The sequence below is a fragment of the Nocardia sp. NPDC058058 genome, assembly GCF_042885355.1.
GTDB lineage: Bacteria > Actinomycetota > Actinomycetes > Mycobacteriales > Mycobacteriaceae > Nocardia.
Map to the genome: position 1 here is coordinate 1,007,796 of NZ_JBHVSA010000003.1, position 16,648 is coordinate 1,024,443.

20 protein-coding genes are annotated in these 16,648 nt (G+C 63.7%); 7 read left to right on the forward strand and 13 right to left on the reverse strand.

The window, feature by feature from the left end:
* Window positions 1-108 precede the first annotated feature (108 nt).
* Together ACFVUS_RS28295 and ACFVUS_RS28300 are read left to right on the forward strand one after the other, a co-directional pair.
* A complete protein-coding gene (locus tag ACFVUS_RS28295) occupies window positions 109-879 on the forward strand; it encodes an SDR family oxidoreductase (RefSeq protein ID WP_387772861.1) in 771 nt (256 codons plus the stop codon).
* Window positions 880-916: 37 nt separating this feature from the next.
* On the forward strand, window positions 917-2,104 hold the full coding sequence (locus ACFVUS_RS28300) for an MFS transporter (RefSeq protein WP_387772864.1): 1,188 nt from the start codon (window positions 917-919) through the stop codon (window positions 2,102-2,104).
* A 353-nt stretch (window positions 2,105-2,457) separates the two neighbouring features.
* On the opposite strand, the gene ACFVUS_RS28305 is transcribed toward ACFVUS_RS28300, so the two are convergent.
* Window positions 2,458-3,366, reverse strand: a complete 909-nt coding sequence (locus tag ACFVUS_RS28305; protein ID WP_387772867.1) for a hypothetical protein — start codon at window positions 3,364-3,366, stop codon at window positions 2,458-2,460.
* A gap of 1,379 nt (window positions 3,367-4,745) precedes the next feature.
* Here ACFVUS_RS28305 and ACFVUS_RS28310 point away from each other — a divergent pair.
* Complete coding sequence (locus tag ACFVUS_RS28310; protein WP_387772870.1) at window positions 4,746-5,231, forward strand: hypothetical protein; 486 nt, start codon at window positions 4,746-4,748, stop codon at window positions 5,229-5,231.
* Window positions 5,232-5,574: 343 nt separating this feature from the next.
* Here ACFVUS_RS28310 and ACFVUS_RS28315 read toward each other — a convergent pair whose 3' ends face one another.
* The 3 genes from ACFVUS_RS28315 to ACFVUS_RS28325 form a co-directional block, all read right to left on the reverse strand.
* The gene (locus ACFVUS_RS28315) at window positions 5,575-5,712 is read right to left on the reverse strand and encodes an SEC-C metal-binding domain-containing protein (RefSeq protein ID WP_387772873.1); all 138 of its coding nucleotides are present in this window, start codon (window positions 5,710-5,712) and stop codon (window positions 5,575-5,577) included.
* A gap of 370 nt (window positions 5,713-6,082) precedes the next feature.
* Entirely contained in the window at window positions 6,083-6,388 is a 306-nt protein-coding gene (locus tag ACFVUS_RS28320; RefSeq protein ID WP_387772876.1) for an immunity 53 family protein, read from the reverse strand.
* 163 nt (window positions 6,389-6,551) lie between these two features.
* Window positions 6,552-7,112, reverse strand: coding sequence for a TetR family transcriptional regulator (locus tag ACFVUS_RS28325; protein WP_387772879.1), 561 nt, complete (start codon window positions 7,110-7,112; stop codon window positions 6,552-6,554).
* 38 nt (window positions 7,113-7,150) lie between these two features.
* On the opposite strand from ACFVUS_RS28325, the gene ACFVUS_RS28330 reads away from it, so the two are divergent.
* Window positions 7,151-8,248 (forward strand): epoxide hydrolase, encoded by a 1,098-nt coding sequence (locus ACFVUS_RS28330; protein ID WP_387772882.1) that lies wholly within the window; start codon window positions 7,151-7,153, stop codon window positions 8,246-8,248.
* A 44-nt stretch (window positions 8,249-8,292) separates the two neighbouring features.
* Here the strand turns inward: ACFVUS_RS28330 and ACFVUS_RS28335 are convergent, their stop codons facing one another.
* Complete coding sequence (locus ACFVUS_RS28335) at window positions 8,293-9,228, reverse strand: SDR family NAD(P)-dependent oxidoreductase (RefSeq protein ID WP_387772885.1); 936 nt, start codon at window positions 9,226-9,228, stop codon at window positions 8,293-8,295.
* A 153-nt stretch (window positions 9,229-9,381) separates the two neighbouring features.
* On the opposite strand from ACFVUS_RS28335, the gene ACFVUS_RS28340 reads away from it, so the two are divergent.
* Entirely contained in the window at window positions 9,382-10,227 is an 846-nt protein-coding gene (locus ACFVUS_RS28340) for a helix-turn-helix transcriptional regulator (RefSeq protein ID WP_387772888.1), read from the forward strand.
* A 37-nt stretch (window positions 10,228-10,264) separates the two neighbouring features.
* Here ACFVUS_RS28340 and ACFVUS_RS28345 read toward each other — a convergent pair whose 3' ends face one another.
* The 5 genes from ACFVUS_RS28345 to ACFVUS_RS28365 all read right to left on the reverse strand — a co-directional run bounded on the left by ACFVUS_RS28345 (window position 10,265) and on the right by ACFVUS_RS28365 (window position 13,833).
* Complete coding sequence (locus ACFVUS_RS28345) at window positions 10,265-10,501, reverse strand: hypothetical protein (RefSeq protein WP_387772891.1); 237 nt, start codon at window positions 10,499-10,501, stop codon at window positions 10,265-10,267.
* Between the two features lie 264 nt (window positions 10,502-10,765).
* Complete coding sequence (locus ACFVUS_RS28350; RefSeq protein WP_387772894.1) at window positions 10,766-11,470, reverse strand: enoyl-CoA hydratase-related protein; 705 nt, start codon at window positions 11,468-11,470, stop codon at window positions 10,766-10,768.
* Between the two features lie 288 nt (window positions 11,471-11,758).
* On the reverse strand, window positions 11,759-12,013 hold the full coding sequence (locus ACFVUS_RS28355) for an LppP/LprE family lipoprotein (protein ID WP_387772897.1): 255 nt from the start codon (window positions 12,011-12,013) through the stop codon (window positions 11,759-11,761).
* Between the two features lie 221 nt (window positions 12,014-12,234).
* Complete coding sequence (locus ACFVUS_RS28360) at window positions 12,235-13,002, reverse strand: alpha/beta fold hydrolase (RefSeq protein WP_387772900.1); 768 nt, start codon at window positions 13,000-13,002, stop codon at window positions 12,235-12,237.
* 513 nt (window positions 13,003-13,515) lie between these two features.
* Entirely contained in the window at window positions 13,516-13,833 is a 318-nt protein-coding gene (locus ACFVUS_RS28365) for a winged helix-turn-helix transcriptional regulator (RefSeq protein WP_387772903.1), read from the reverse strand.
* A gap of 161 nt (window positions 13,834-13,994) precedes the next feature.
* Here ACFVUS_RS28365 and ACFVUS_RS28370 point away from each other — a divergent pair, with 161 nt between their 5' ends.
* Window positions 13,995-14,390 (forward strand): PPOX class F420-dependent oxidoreductase, encoded by a 396-nt coding sequence (locus ACFVUS_RS28370; protein WP_387772906.1) that lies wholly within the window; start codon window positions 13,995-13,997, stop codon window positions 14,388-14,390.
* A gap of 284 nt (window positions 14,391-14,674) precedes the next feature.
* Window positions 14,675-15,058: a hypothetical protein gene (locus ACFVUS_RS28375; RefSeq protein WP_387772909.1), complete on the forward strand. Its 384-nt coding sequence runs from the start codon at window positions 14,675-14,677 to the stop codon at window positions 15,056-15,058.
* 168 nt (window positions 15,059-15,226) lie between these two features.
* Here the strand turns inward: ACFVUS_RS28375 and ACFVUS_RS28380 are convergent, their stop codons facing one another.
* From ACFVUS_RS28380 to ACFVUS_RS28390, 3 genes are all read right to left on the reverse strand, one after another.
* Window positions 15,227-15,670, reverse strand: a complete 444-nt coding sequence (locus ACFVUS_RS28380; RefSeq protein ID WP_387772912.1) for a hypothetical protein — start codon at window positions 15,668-15,670, stop codon at window positions 15,227-15,229.
* Between the two features lie 238 nt (window positions 15,671-15,908).
* Entirely contained in the window at window positions 15,909-16,145 is a 237-nt protein-coding gene (locus ACFVUS_RS28385) for a hypothetical protein (protein WP_387772915.1), read from the reverse strand.
* A 90-nt stretch (window positions 16,146-16,235) separates the two neighbouring features.
* Entirely contained in the window at window positions 16,236-16,598 is a 363-nt protein-coding gene (locus ACFVUS_RS28390; RefSeq protein WP_387772918.1) for a hypothetical protein, read from the reverse strand.
* Window positions 16,599-16,648 lie beyond the last annotated feature (50 nt).

Genomic DNA, 16,648 nt, shown 5'->3' on the forward strand with positions numbered 1-16,648 from the left:
TCGGCTACCGGCTTCCCCGGTGGCGGGCACCGAGTTCTTTTGTTTCCGCTTTCCGCGCGGACCCAGCAGGCTTGTGGCAACACACCGACCGCTACGAAAGGAACTCCGGTGCGACCCATCACGACAGCCCTCGTGCAGCAGCAAAGGCACACCGGCACAATGGATCTCGTCGGCAAGGTCGCGCTGGTGGTGGGCGGCAGTCACGATCAGGGGGCCGCCTGCGCCGAGGCGCTCGCCGCTCGCGGTGCAACCACCGTGATCAGCTACGCCCACGGCGAGCACGCCGCCGCACGAACCCTGTCCACGCTGGAAGGCTACGGGGTGCGGGCGGAGGCGATCCGGTCCGACGCCATCCAATCCTGTGATGTCACACGCCTTTTCCAAGGTGTGACCGCCCGCCACGGCCAACTCGACATCGTGGTCCACGCGGTCGGGGCGGTGGTGCACAAGTCGCTGGCCGAGCACACCGACGCGGACTTCGATCTGCTGATCGACCACAACACGCGCAGCGCATTCAACACCTTGCGGGCCGCGACGCGGCATCTCGCGGACAACGGCCGCTATGTCGTCATCACCGGTGCGCTCGTCGACACCGGGACACACGCGTCGGGAATGTCGGCAGCGGCCAAATCCGCGGTGGAGCACCTCGTGTCGGCGACCGCGCGAGAACTTTCATGCCGCGATATCACGGTCAATTCCGTTGCCCCCGGGCCTGTTTCGGACTCCATCTACTCTGCGGCGGACGTCCCGTTCCCATCCTCGGCGCGCAGCCGTCTCGGCCAACCGGAGGATGTCGCCTCGGTCGTCTCATGGCTGACGAGCGAGGCCGCCACCTGGATCTCGGGGCAGGTCATTCGCGTCGACGGCGGAATCGCCTGAGCGCGACAGCAATATCTCACCATCAAGGAGCACAACCATGACCACCACCACTGCCCCCTCGGGCACCGATGAGCGGGTATCGCTCACCCGCTGGCTCGGTGTCGGAGCCGTAGCCGTCGGCACCTTCGCCGTCGTCACCTCCGAACAACTCCCCGTCGGGCTGCTCACCTCGGTGAGCAGCGCCCTCGATATCTCCGAAGGCACTGCGGCCCTGATGGTTACGGTGCCCGGACTGGTCGCCTCCGCCACCGCGCCGATACTGCCGGTCGCCATCGGTCGTCTCGACCGCCGACATGTCCTGCTTGGCCTTATCTCCCTCATGGTCGGCGCGAACCTGCTGTCGGCTTTCGCCCCGAACTTCGCGGTCCTGCTGATCTCCCGCCTGCTGATCGGCATTGCCATCGGCGGATTCTGGTCGCTGGCAGCCGGTATCGCCGTCCGCATGGTGCCCGGCGAATACGTTCCCAAGGCCACCGCGATCGCCTTCGGCGGCGCCACCGCGGCCAATGTCCTGGGTATCCCCGCGGGCACTCTGATCGGCGAACTCACCGACTGGCGCATAGCTTTCGGCCTGCTCGGGGGTCTCGGCCTGCTGGTGGTCGCCGCACTGCTCTGGCTCCTGCCGCCGCTGCCCGCCGACACCGCCATCCATCTGCACACCCTCGCCGATCAGTTCCGCAACCCCGTGGTCCGCACCGGCGTCCTCATCACGTTCCTTCTGGTGAGCGGCCACTTCGCCGCCTTCACCTTCGCGGCCCCGATCGTCGAGCAGCACATGGGAATTGACAAGGCTCTCCTCGGCCCGGTTCTGCTGGCCTTCGGCGTAGCGGGCATCATCGGCAACTTCGCCACCGGCGCGGCTATCGGGCGCAACGTCCGCGCCACCATCATCGCGATCAGCGTCGCCCTCGCCACCGTCCTGGTCCTGATCGCTCTCGCGGGTACCGGCCCCGTCGCCGGCACTCTCCTGATGCTCTTGTGGGGCTTGTCTTTCGGCGGCATCCCCGTCGGTGTCCAAACCTGGATTCTGCGGGCGGCCCCCGACTCGGCCGAACCCGCCACCGCCCTCAACACGGCCGTCTTCAACCTCGCCATCGCCCTGGGCGCCCTCTTCGGCGGCCTCCTCACCAACACCTTCCCCCTCACCACCGTCCTGTGGTTCGCCGCAGCGCTGAGCCTGCTGGCCACCGCCGCAGTCCTAGCCACTCGCCCCACTGCCAACTAGGCATCCGAAGGAGTAAGCCAGTGCCCGCCGACACCCGCCCCACCACGCCACCTCCGCCGCCGTTCCAGCGCCGCCCCAGCTGGCGAACCAGCCCCTGCGCCGCCCCGCAATGCCCGCCCTCGCCCCGCCGCTCCTGACCGGAAACGAGCCAAGAAGACCGCGTATCCTCCTCAGCGAGTTAGGGATTCGGGCCCTGGTGGCTCACGACGTCAATCCCCCTGACCGGACACTCCGGTCAGGGGATCGTTTTGTTGCAGAACATCAACGGCCCCGAGGCAACTCGGGGCCGTTCCGATATCCGCATATGCCGAATACCGGGCGAGGTGGATGGCAATCCCTTTGATCGCGAATGGTTATCGGCCGAACGGTAGCGTCTGTACTCGTCGGCCGACCTGGGCAGTGAGCGCACTGAGTCGATCCACGTGGTCGAGGGGAATGAAGGTCACTGCGTAGGCGTCGCCTTCTGTCTCGATTGAGATTAGAGCGACCCCGAGAGGGTCGCAGTGCTTGCCAACGCGGTCGAGCAAGGCTTCGGTGATGTCACCGGCATCCCAGTCCGCGGTGGAGACGAGAAATTCGGCGTACCAGTCCCACGCCAACGTCGTCGGATGCGATGGCAAGCGCTGCAACATGTCACGCACTTGGTCTGGCGCCTGCTTCCAGTCGCATTGCGCGAGTATTCCCAGGCCACCGAAGTATGGCTCTCCCAGGACACTGAGCAATCCCGGCCAGAGGGCGAAGTCGTGGCTATGGTCGGAATCGGTCAATCTGTAGCGAACAGTGGCAACGAGCCAGGGGTAGTCGGCCAGCAGAAGTTCGGCGACGGGCAGCAGCGCGCTTACCTCGTCATCGACCGGAGTTGGACTGCTCGCTCGCAGCTGGCCCAGGGGCACTTGCGCGTCGGTGTGCGCATCGACCCACGCCTCGACCTGTAGGTCGCTTGGCAAGCCGACCTCGAATACCAACTGCAGTACCCGGGTTGCGGCACTCGCGATATCGCGGCAGGCCATGAATCCGGTTTCCCGGATCCGATACCACCACAGGCCATCGGAGTCCGGTCCGGCCCAGCCGGTATCGCGCAAGTACTGCCGCCCGGATGCGCTCACATTGTCACTCAGGCTGAGACTGAGGTCGTCATTCTTGGTGATGCCCAGCGAACTCGAAGCCGTGTTGAGATTCATTACGGTGTAGGTCGGACTCCCAGTCAACACTCCCGCAAGATTCATCGCGAAACTGTCCCACTCTTGACTACTCATCCACATCCCGTCCCACGCCAACTCGATTGCTGGTCAACATGATTACATCCGCTGGCCAACGAGGCTCGAACCAGGTAATCCGACTGAAATCCTCGTGCGGGATTAGCGAGTTCCAGGTTGTTGCAGTCTTTTCCAGCTGCAAGGAAGACGCCGACATTTGGAAGATCCCACCCCGGAATAGGATCAGTGTCTTCGTTGGTCATAACGTCTCCTTTCGCAACCGCGCCGCCAACCGGCGGCTACACGCCGGTCGCATACCGTGAAGGCTTTCCAGCTCGCACAGTTCAGCAGAACCCATCGTGGTTCGGGTATCACCTAATCCTTCTTCTCCACCTGATCTGCTCTCGCCCAGCGAATAGTTATGGGGATCCACAAAATGTAGATGCAGATGGCGGCCGGTAAGGTCCGAGCCAGGAAGCCTGTCATCGATCCCCGTGTGTGCCACGTGAGCGCGAACACCACAAAAATCAGAAAGACTAACGAAGCGATAGTGGCCGTTGCTCGCCACACCGTTTTATATGAGGCCACGCGACCAGCCTTATACAACTCCAAGACTTTCATTGGCAGTTGCCTCCACTGTACGTGTCGGGCCACCACGAGGCGGCCGGTGTAATGCGCGTGTATTTGATCTTCAGGCAGTTACCGTGAGCTATTGCCCACAATCACCCACCCAGTCCTTGGACTTTCCATCGTTGACCGTGAATCTCAACCATGGCCAATAGACCTGTTGCGGCGGCCCGACCTCGAGGGGCGGCGGTGTGGCCTGGTCGGTCGGCGACGTGGGACCGTCACCGCTTCGACTTGGCAATTACAGCTGGAACCCTTCTGGAAACGGAACCCCGATCGCCGTCACGCCACGATGTAAACCCGCTGTCATATCGAGGTTTACACAGGTAAGAACACGATTTTCGTGTCGGAATCGCCCTGGATGATCCACGCCACAGTGACACCGCAGGCCCTAGCATTCGTTTTCGTGAACCACCGCGATCAAGGCCGGGAAGCTCCCCACCGCTGATCAGGCCACGCAACCAGGCCGGTTCGCGAGCATCGACTACTAGCGATGAACGAAGACAACCGTTCACGCACGATCGTTGGCTAGTCAGTGTGAGTGCGCAGGGCGGCCACCATCGACGCACGATAATGCCGCTTGCCGCGTTGCCTGAATCGGCCAGCCCAGCACCTGAAAGATCAACGGGCTGAACCGTGCTGGGCCTTCGGCTATGCGCGGTACTGCCGATGAGCGTGAGGACTGTTGTGATCATCACTGGGTTATTGACTGCCAACCAACCGCGGACAGGGTTGGGGGCCCGGAAACGTGTAGTCCTGGTCCCGTTTCGATTCATCCGGCCGTCCGACCAAGCTGGGCAGCTGTATAGGATCCCCGGATGGAGCTGGTAAACCCGAGTTCGGGTGATGATTTCGGACGGAAGGACACCAGATACTTCGAGAACGAGTTGGGTTACACGGTACTGACTGGCCTGGGCGGTGTGGCGCTCTTTGGTGTCGCGCTACTCGGTGGCATGTTCGGGCAGATAGTAGGCGGCCTGTTGATCGCCTTTGTGTTGGCGATGATCGCGGGGCCCGCGTGGCGGCTGATCCGCCACAAGCCCCTGCTCGTAGTCACTGACCAGGGCATCAGTCATCGGGAATTCGGACTTGTCCCGTGGACTGCAGTAGATCATGTGTGGGTACGGCTCGGACGAGATGATCAGCCCCTGACGCCGATCCGTGTGCAGCTCAATGACACCGGCCCGGATTTTGCATCCGCTCCCACACTCGACATCGCTGTAGACCAACTGCCTGCCTCGCCCGAAGCCGTCCTCGATGCGATGCGCAAACATAATCCGCACCTGGTCACCTTCATATACTGAGCGGTGCGCCACCTGCACTGGAGGTGGCGTCGCCGAACCCAGCGGGCGGTAGAACCCCGCTTCTGATGCAGTGTCAAACATTCTGCGCAACAACGGATCTGCCCGAGCCTACGACCACGGAACTGCACTACTGGCGGTCGACACCCAATCGGACTGCTACGCAGTGACATTCATGCCGACCAGCCTTGCCGAACAGATCGTCGGCGCCTCCTACGAATAGGCAAGGACCGTGCGTTCAGCTGAGCCTGACCCTCGGCCCCGGCGCTCCACGGAGGCATCTGTCGAATGCCCCGATCGGCGGCGAGCCGCCGTTGGCAGGACCGAAGATCAACGCGCCAGTCAGTCACGGACGTAGTAGTGGCCCATTGTGTCGTCGTAACGACCCGCGGGACGGCAGCACCGGCGGAAACCGGCGGCCGGAGCCACAGGGGCAGGGGTCCTTGCCTCCGAGCTTTTCGATGAGCTCGGTGTCGTCGCCCACTATGCGGGCGCCTCGCTTGACGTTGGACTCGCTAGAGGGAACCCCTTGCGGCGCTTGCTGGTTCGTTCAAAACGAAGTCTGGAACTCGTCGTGGTACATGATGACCTCCTCGGTCGATCGGGTGAACCGGGCGACGGTAACACCCAGCTCATCTCATCGGCACCCGAATTTCGCGCCGAGCCGAAATGCGGAGGCGTACGCGCGATACTGGCTGCGGGCTCAGGCGGTTATCGCAACACCTGCCGATTGCCGAGCACTCGATGTGCTCGATCGAATCTGTCGCGGGCGCCGCAGGGAGATGCACTCTTCTGCCGATTCCGGATGTGCTCCGCCTACTCGCCCGCCGACGGCGCATGTATGGCCGGGCTGTTCAGTCTCGCGCCGATACCCAGACGCGAAACAGAGTGAGCGCCTCGGTCAGATTGCGCGGACCACAGGCCAGATGGAAGGTCTGCCCAGCAGTCCACGCATGAACCCAATCGTGCTCGTTCCGGTCGATCTGCTGTCGAGGATTTTTCCGTTCTGCCAGGTCCGTTTGCTCAAGATTGATCTCGACGAGCCAGCCGGGATTGTCGAGCGTCTCGATCCGCAAACCCCATCGGTGTTCCCGATCGCCGTCACACTGCGCGGAGTACCAACTCTGTAGCCAGTCGAGGGCATGTTCATGCTCGGACATGAACGCCGATGCTAACTGGAGCGGGACCGGGGATGACTTCGCCCCAGCGCGCTGACCGCAGCGGTCGGCGAATGGCATCGGGAGACCACCCGCAGCTCGGTGGGTGAGCGTGGCGAATTCGAGGTCACGAGTATCCGGTAACCGGGAGTCGGAACCTCTCGGATCACCCGTCGGTGAGGCGTTGGATGGTGGCGCTCAGCCACGCCTGGAGTTCGGCACGGTCGCCGAGTTCTGAACGCAGAACCCGTCGACGAGTCGAAACGCCCAGTACGAAGGCGTCGATCGCCGCGGCTCGCGCGCGGGCGTCGATGTTGTCCAGGCCGCTGTCGCGCAGGTAGCGGTACAGCGGCTGCAGCGAGTTGGTGTCGAGGAACACCGCTAGCGCCTCCGCCGCTTCCGGGCGTTCGCCGGATGCGCGTTGCAGCACGAGCAGCGGATCCTCTTCGGGCGCACCGAACCAGCGCTCGACGATGCTCGCCGCGAGGCGCGAACCTAGCTCGGAGCGGTTGCCGTCGAAGGAATCCGAGACCGGGATCTCCACCCGCGTTGCCGCCAAGAAGACGCCTTCCTTGCCTCCGAAGTAGCGGGTGATGAGGTTGGGTGACACACCGGCCGCATCGGCAACTCCCTTGACCGTGGTCGCCGCATACCCGTTCTGCGCGAACTGGCGTTGCGCATGCTCCAGGATGCGCTGTTTGGTGGCGGCCGCGTTGCGCAAAGTCATGTATACGAGCATACACATCGATGTGTACGCTGATACACATGATCGATGACCTACGGGAACGACTCCGGCGGACGCGACGTGTCACGACACCGTGGAATGCCGATCATATGCGGGGCATCACCGGAACTCGCCTCGATGAGCTCCTCGAACGCTGGGTGAACGGATACGACTGGAGCGTGCACGAGCGCCGCATCGCCGAGTTCCCTTGGGTGACAGTGCGAGCGGGCGATGTCGAACTGCGGGTGATCCACCAGCGGTCCGCGTCTCCCGGCGCCCCGGTCGTCGTGCTCCTGCACGGCTGGCCCGACTCGGTGCTGCGATTCGAGCGAGTCCTGCCGTTGCTCGCGGACATGAACGTGGTGGTCCCCGCGCTGCCGGGCTTCCCGTTCGCGATCCCTCTCGAAGGTTCGGCCATGTCGGTCAACAAGATCGCCGAGATCATCGCGGACGCGCTGGCCGAGCTCGGCTACGCCCGCTACACGGTGTCAGGTGGCGACGTAGGTGGCACCGTCGCGGAAATCCTTGCGGCACAACACCCTGACCGGGTTACCGCCCTGCATCTGACCAACATCGCCCCACTGCGTGCACTCACGGCGGACCGCGCGACGCTCGCCCCCGACGCGGTGGCCTACCTCGACCGGGCGGCGCACTGGTTCCGAACCGAGGGCGGATACATTGCCGAACAGTCGACGCGGCCAAATACTCTCGCCATCGCGCTCGGCGACTCACCTGCGGGCCTCGCGGCCTGGATCGTCGAGAAGCTGGAATCTTGGTCCGACGATTCAGCTTTCACGCCGGACGAACTGCTCACCTGGGTCACCGCCTACTGGGCCACCGGCACGATCGGCACTTCGTTCGCCACCTACGCCGAACCGGCCAGACTCCCTGACCGAATCGCCACGCCGACAGTGCTTTCCGTCTTCGCACGTGACATCAAACCGGAGCCTCGAAGCTACGCCGAGGCGTTCCTGAACATCCGCGATTACGTGGAACACTCTGCGGGCGGCCACTTCGCAGCGTGGGAACAGCCCGAGGCGTACGCGGCCGATCTACGCCGAGCAGTCCAGCTCGGCGACGACTCTCTTCCGAAACCCATTGCTGCCGAACCGAATCGATCGTTCGCGGCTGATGCGTGACCGGATGCCAAGGACACCGCCGCCCGCCTTCCTATCGCGACCGCTCAGCTTGCGGAGTCGAGCAGTTGGGTGGTCGCCGTCCAGAGTCGCGCCTCGCGGTCGGCGTCGTTGGCGAACGGCTGCACGGGGCGCTGCTTGTCCTTCACCACGAACGCACCGTTGTCCAGGTGTGCCCAGCGGTCGTCGAGAACGATGGACGCGAGCGCCGGCCCGGATGTCTCGGGTGTGGAGATGCCAGGAAGGTGCGCCATGGCTCGGCCGATCGTCTCGGCCGCTTTGCCGTGGTCGCGCGCCAAACCGGTTCCGGGCATGAAACCTGGTTCGAAGACCACGACATTGACTCCATCCGGTGCGTGGCGCTGCAATTCGTGGGCGTAGTAGATGATCGCGAGCTTGGAATTGGAATAGGCTGTCCCACTGAGCTTCACACTCGTCGGCACGTCCGCGGCGGTGGGGCGGGCCAGCTCGATCGGATCGCGCCAATCGGCGGGCGCTACAGCCATCATGCGCCGAACCGTGTTCTGGTAGTACGTATTCGAGCCCAGCAGCACGATTCGAGCCGGGGCGGCAAAGGATTTCAGGAGATCGTCGATGAGCTGAGCATGGGCCAGATAGTTGACCGCGAAACTCAGCTCGAAGCCGTCCGCCGAAGCCTTGTGGGTGTCGGCGACCGATACACCCGCGTTGGCCACCAGCGCCCGCAACGGGCGCACTGCGCCCGCGGCCAGCAGGTCGATCACCTGCCGTGCCGCCGCGCGGACATCGGCCAGCCGAGCCAGATCGCAGCCGATCTCGACGACTGTGGCTCCGGCCGCCCGAGCTTCCGCGGCCACGGCGGTCAGTCCCGCGCCGGCCCGGCCGACCAGCAGCAGATCCGGGCGCTGCGCGGCGGGACGGTTGGCCATCGCCAGCATCGCCGCGCGACCGAGGCTGCCGGTCGGGCCGGTGATCAGCACGGTGCCGGAAGAGATCGAGTTCATGGTTGTCTCCGTTCGTCGTCTGCTGGACTGCACGTCAGGTTCGGACCTGCATTGCTCGAGTCTCGGCCGGCCGCGCTCGGCTAGGCAGTCGCCCGGTTGTCGTAGGACTGGGAGGGCCAGGACAACGGGTAGGGCTTGCGTCACCATGGAGAAATGGACTCGTGGGAGTTCGGTACGACAGTACGTAAATGGCGCGACCGGGTCAGCCCCGACACGGCGGGCGTTCGGGTAGGTGCCCGGCGGCGTGCGAGTGGACTGCGTCGTGAGGAACTCGCCGATCTGGCCGGGATCTCGGTCGACTATCTGACCCGCCTCGAGCAAGGCCGCTCCACCTCGCCGTCGGTGCAGGTCGTCGAGGCGCTGGCGCGAGCGCTGCGGCTCTCCGACAGCGAACGCGACCTGCTATTTCGACTGGCCGGGCAGACCGCGCCCGGTTCCGGCGTTGTTTCCATGCGCATTCCGGCCAGCGTGCAACGCCTGCTCGACCGACTGGCAGGCAACCCGGTCGCCGTCTACGACGCGACGTGGACGCTGATCGTCGCCAATGCGCCCTACGACGCGCTGATGGGCCCGACCACGAGTTGGCAGGGAATCGAACGAAACAGCGTGTGGCGCAACCTCATCGGGCCGGGAACCCGAGCGGTCCACACGCGCGAGGAGCAGGCCGAATTCGAAGCCGCCCTGGTCGGCGACCTACGCCTGACGACGGCTCGATATCCCGCCGATCAGCGGCTACAACGCCTCGTGGACGATCTGCGCGCACAAAGTCCTCGGTTCGTCGAGCTCTGGAACTCCGACCGCGTCGCCGACCATCAGGACCACGGGCGACGCAAGGTAATCGACCACCCCGGCGTCGGTCGCGTCACGGTGGATTGCGACACGCTCATCGTCGCCGGCGACGACCTGCGCATCATGATCTACACCGCCGCTCCGGAAACGATCGACGCCGAACGTCTAGCGCTGGCGATCGTCCTCGGAACCCAAACCTTGGTTGACTGATTCATTTCGACGCACAGTCCGAAGGGATGTCGATGTGTCAGTCGACAGGCCCTCGGGCCGTCAGAACGGTCCTGAGCACATGCTCAACCGCAGACTCGAACATTGCTCCCCGTAGCTCGTTTCGTGCCGCGAGGGTGCGAGTGGCGAGGTCGAGTATCTGGTCGGGGCCTAGGCGGCGAACTACCAGGGCGGCAACGTCTTCCAGATCGAGGTCGCTGTTCGCGTTGTCCAGTCTGGTCAGGGCGAACGAAACGATGATCTCCTCGTCGGTCACTGCTTCACCTCCACCCTCCGATCGTTCGGCCAGGCCGTGATGGCCAGGGCCAATAATACGGCCGTTGGTCGACCGGTTCACCCTTCCGAGGGCGTGACTGGGAGCACCGCACCCTGTGATGACGTGACGACCGAACGCGCTCATCTACCGCGACCCGCGTGTTTCGGGCCGACCAGTGGGTGCGCCGGAAGGTCAACGCGGCAAGGTCATCTCGGTCCGTCCAACGCACTGATCTGCCGATTTCGGTGCGATATGCGCGACCCCTCAGCCCGCAGCGGAATCGTGGTTGTATTCCGCGACAGACCCGAGCAGGGCGGCGGTGGCAGTGCGATAGAGCGACGACTTGACGTGGCCGAGGGCGGGCCCGCTGGTCGAGGCCAGGCGCTGCGCGTACTCCACAGCGGATTTCAGGAGATCGTGCTCATCAGCGACCGAGTCGACCAAGCCCGTCGTCATCGCTTCCGTCCCGCCGAAGCGGTGACCTGTGACCAGAGCACGACGTGCCACAGGCAGCGGCAACTGCGACTGCGCCATCTCCACCATCCCGGGAGCGTAGTTGACGCCGAGCGTGACGCCGGGAAAACACACATAGCCACGATCGCGGCGCATTATCCGGTGATCATGTGCGACAGCGAGAAAGGCCCCGGCACCATAGGCATGACCGTTGATCGCGGCGACAGTCGGTATCGGCAGTGTGAGAATTCTGGCGAACAACCGCAGCAGGCCGGCAACATTCTCGTTGATCCGCTCCGGGTTTCGCGCAGCCCACTCCACATCGAAGCCGGTGGAGTAGAACTTCCCGTCACCGATCGTGACGAGCCCGCAGGGGCCGGAGATCGCAGCGACCTCATCCAGCAGAGCGTCCATCTCGCCAACCCAATCCGGATGAAACCGGTTCTCGGTATCGCGGTCCCCCCGGTTGCCCAACTGGAGGATGAAAACCTGTCCCTCACGCTGCAAGTACGGCATCGCGTCAACATATCCCACCGACAGGGCGGGCTTTCACACCATGGCAAGGGGCACCCCATCTGCAGCGAGGTTGTCGAGTGCCGCGTTACCGCATGCCGGCGCTGACCGAAGCGGCAGACACAGGTTGCACGTATGGGCACAGCGCCTTCCGATCACGGAGATTGCGCGCTCGTGCCGAATTGAGGGTGTTTGGCTGACTCGTAGAGGGGCCAGCCAGCCGAGGCCGGTCGGGTATCGATGGCGCGGTTAGTTATTCAGTGGGGGAATCGCTGGAACTTCCGGGCGGGCTCAATTGTCCGGCGGGAATTGGCCGTTCGCGATCACCCGGCAGTTGGCGAGGGCGAAGGTGACCGTGCTCGGACCGCCCTGCGGGCAGCACAGTGGATCGTCGGCGTCGGCCCAGCGGTACTGCACCGCGATGGTGTCGCGGGTCCGCCCGAGCACCTCGGTGTAGGCGTAGGGCTTGGCAGTCGAGGTGCCGAGGTAGCGGCCCTCGGTGAAGTGCAGGATGTGGGTGCCGGGGTGAATTCCGTTCCACTCCACCGTGATTCAGGACAGCACCCGCCCCGCGCAGCCCGCCGAAATCGGTTCGGTGCCGCTGCCCATGATGTTCCACGAGGCCCCGTCCGGCGCCGACGCCGAGGAGCGGCGGCCGGGGACGGCGTGGCCATGCCGACAGACTTCGCTGTGGCGACGATTTTCTCCAGAGCGGCGCGATGGTCGACGAAGCCATCGTGGCCCGCTCGATCACACCTTTGGATCGGTTATCGCTGCAGGAATTCGCGGACGGCCGCGGCGAATCCGGCCGGGTCGCCCTTGTGCGCGAAGTGGTCGGTGTCCAGAACGACCAACTCCGCGTCGGCCCTCTTGTCGATCATTTCCCGGGCGAGTACGGGATCCACGCACGGCGCCTTGTTGCCGGTAATGAGCAGAGCGGGGCACTGGCTGCCCAGCCAATCGGCCCAATAGTCCCCGCTGACAAGTGCTTCGGAGTCGACCATGTCCTGCGGTACGAACGGCAGTCGCCAGCTCCCGTCCGGGTTCTGGCGCAGTACGTCGGCGAACATCGGTGCCGCGAACCCGAGCGCGTCGAGCAACTCTTGACGTGTCGCGGTGTGCGAGGGCCAGCTGAGCACGAAATTCAGTGAACCCGTGCTCTGGTGGACCGCGCCGATCTCTTCCACGATCAGTGCCGAAACCAGATCGGGGCGCTGGGCGGCCAAGCGCATCGCGGTGATGCCGCGACCGGAGTGCCCCAGCACCGCGACGGGCCCCAGGCCCAGCGCCTCGATCACCGCGACGGCGTCGGCGACGTAGCCGTCGGTGGAGTAGTCGGGGGCGCGATCGGAATCGCCGTGCCCGCGCTGATCGGGTGCGATCACCCGCCACCGCGGTGCGAGATCGGTGGCCAGCTGCTCGAAGCTCAGTCCCTCTTCGAGGTGTCCGTGCAGGGCCAATAGCGGTGCGCCGTCTGTGCCGGCGTCGAGGTAGGAGATGCGGCGGCCGTTGAGGGTGAGGTCGTTTCTGTTCATGCCCGGAACATTACAAGTATTGAGACATTTGTGCAAGACATACGTGCAAGACGAATGTTCTAGTCAGGGGAGGGGGTTGAGGCGACTCCGTTCTTCATGCCCCTGCGGGGTGCTACCCGCGGTGCCATATCGATGTGGGCAGGTCCGGCTCACCTGTGGGGCAACCGATGTCGGTGGTTCCCGAACAGGTGACAGTCGGCACCATGGTTGCGGGTTGGTGGGTGCGTGCCCGAATTGGCGCGGATCGCCTGATGATTGGCCAACGTGATATAGGCGCGGTCGAGTTCACGGGTCCAGCTGGTGAGGTGCTCGATCATCTTGCACATTGCTTCGTCACCTGCTGAGAGAAGAGGCCACTCGCGCTGGTAGGCGAGAGCTGTTGCGGGTCAGGACGTCCGCATCTGCCGCATATTGATCAATCGATGTACTTCGAGCGGGAACAACTCCGCGACAACCGATCTCGCGATCTCCGCACTGCTCACCGTCGCGATGTTTGTTTGCGAGCCGACTGCCCTATGAGCGGTGTTGTGGGACGGAGTTGTCGTGGGCTTCGCGGGCGCGGGCGATCGTAGGACGGTGGCGTTCTGCCCAGTCGGTGAGGCCGAGCAGGTGGTCGTACAGCTCGCGCGCCATATCGGTGGCGACGTATTCGACCTTGGGCGGAACAGTGGGATAGACGGTGCGAACCAGCAGCCCGTCTCGCTCCAGGTTACGCAGGGTCAACGTCAGCATCCGGCGGCTGATGCCATTGATCGCGCGCTCGAGCTCGGTGAAACGCACCGGCCCGCGGGTCGCTTCCATCAGGATGCCGATGCTCCATTTGCCACTCACACGGCCGAGGACATCCAGAACTGTGCACGCTTCCCCGCCGTTGACCTGGTCGGGAACACAGCTGTTACGCGGTGACATGAATGTGCCTTCTTCCGCCGGGGATCGCAATCGCCAATCATGATCACGGTAACAACTCATGCACCAATGGAGGTCAGCAGCTTATGCCGATTACGTTCGATGATGCGACGCGAGAGTTGCTCGACGGCAAGAACTTTGCCACGGTGGCGACTTTGAACTCTGTCGGCGATCCGCAGACGTCGGTGGTGTGGATCCTGCGTGAGCACGACACGGTGATGTTTTCCAGCACCACCGAACGGCAGAAGGTCCGCAACCTCACCCGCGATCCTCGGATCAGCCTGACCGTCCTGGACGCCACCAATCCGTATCGCACGGTAGAGATCCGCGGCACCGCAGAGCTCGTCGAGGACCGCGATCGCGCTGTCCAGCGCGAGGTCTCGCACAAATACCTGGGACAGGACCCGCCGGCGGACACCGAAGGCACCGTACGGGTAATCGTTCGCATCATCCCGCACAAGATCCACGGCTTCTCGAACTGAGAACCCGCACAAGGGAAGAGGGAATTCTCCGACCCCGCAGGCTAGGTTTCGGTTCGCATCACACGAACCCACAGCCGGAAGATCAACGCCCCGAGATCATCTCGGGTCGTTCCCGCATCCGGAGCGTCCGAAACTGCCGAGTGCAGTGCACTTCTTCGATGTCTGCTGTGGCTCGGTTGAGGCAAGGCCGAACGATGGCCGTACGGACCCTGGACAGGATGAACACGGATCGACCATGCGACGCGCCGAGCGGCTCAACGTCGAGAGCTAGGTAGGTTGGGCAGATGAACGAAGGGTGGCGCGATGGTCGTCTTGCTGAGTTCGTCGGTGTCATCCGACGCGGGATAGAACCTGAGGGCTGTGCTGTCTATAGCTTCCGCGGTCTAGGTAGGTTCACCGCGAGTTATGAGGACCGCGAATACGAGGTCACGATAACTCCGGTCCCTACCGACGGATCGCGTGAGCCCTTCGATCAGGCCGCCTTCGACCGCCAGGTTGCCGAGTACGGACGCCAGTTCCCCACGGATGTCGAGACCATTGCCGCTGCAGCCAATCTCATCCGCCGATACGGCCATAAGATCATTCCTGAAGGAGTCGCAGAGGACAAGGCACTCGCCGACCAGGTTCAGGAGTTTGCCGAGTGGCTCGGTCGTGGCATTGCACGATGACCGCCTGAGCCCGCACCGCATATCGCGCTGATCCGATCGTCCATCGTGATGCTGCGAAAGATCAACCAGCAGCGCCGATCCGGGCGCTCAGGTCGTCCGCTCCCGCCTGACTCTGCCACGGGCCTTCAGCGAATCACATCTGATGTCGTTGCGGCGGTCCCGCTTCGATTAATCCTCGAGGGCGTAATTCGACAACTGGCCGGTGTCGTCGGGGAACGTGAACTCCCAGATTTCGAATCCGGTGAAGTTGAAAACCTCCAGTCCGCGGTCATGGTCGAACATGAACCTCAGGTCCGCGGTGGTTTGGTCAATCTCCGCTGTCAGCAACTGCCCGCCGACAAGCTCACCACGCAGAACGCTCAACGCGTCGATCGGCGCGGGCAGACCATACTGACGACGATGATCAAAGATACTGACTTCCGGTCGGCCCTTCTTCGTCAACCGCCAGAACTGGGCCGACAGCCTCGTCCCGTCGCTGAACTCGATGACGGTCCCCACAGCGAAGATCAACTCGATCGAGGGCGCCTCGTACTCGACGCCAAGCACCCGTTCACACCGCACCCCTCGCCACTGGGCAAGACGATCTGAAAACCGCGTCATCGAAATCCCCACCCCTCCGACGAAATGCCCTGAGTCCTGGTGTCCTGCATACCAGCCAGTATGCGACAGCTACCGAACCAACCGACCCACCAACGACCTGCATGCGACGGCTCGATCTTGTGCACGCTCCTGCCGCTTCCCGCGTTGACCGAACCGGCCAGTGCGAGGCGTCAGAAGATCAACTGGCAGTGGCCATCCAGCCCGGCTGGACGCACGTCCGCACATTCTGATGAGCAGCGGGTGAACGGGGTCATTTATCGTCCAGCCGATATCGAGGAGACCAGTCGTCGTTGTCGACCTGTTCGATATGGATCTCAGCGGCTCTACTGTCGGTCAGGTCATACCCCGGCAGCATCACGTCCCCATACGTAATCGGGGGCGCGTTGGTCAATGCACCTCGTCGCTGCCTGCGCCGAACACTCCGGAACACCCACCAACACCCCGCCAGCACAGGGGCGATCACGGCGATCGTCAAGAGAAGTTCCATGATCATCGACCCTAACCCCGGGCTGCCAAACATCCGGAACTGCCGCATATCGTGTTGACTGAACCGGCCATGGCGATGCTCCGGGCGTGGTTAGGCGTGATCGCCCGAAAGGCGCCGTTTCAGCTCGTATAGCTGTTGCTCGTCTATTGGTAGTCGAGGATGCGAACGATATTCCGGGTCGAGGGGGACGAGTCTGACCTGATGACCCTCGTGTGTGTGGTGGACGACTTCGAACTCGGTGGTGGTGCCGGGGGCCGGCCACTGGTCCGGATTGTCAGGAAGATGGAGTACGTCGACGAACCCCCATGGCGGGTTGTTCGTGCCGAGGTCGACGAATAACCCCACCGTTCCCGGTCGGAGGATCAGCGTGACCTTGCCGGTCACGTGCTGTCCGACCGGGTAGAGCTGGCGGGCGATCTCAAGGGTAAGTTCGGTCGGGTCCTGGTCTGTCATGGTTCGGCCATTTCAACCGGCTGTCCGGTCAGCCGTCAACCAGGAGTTCC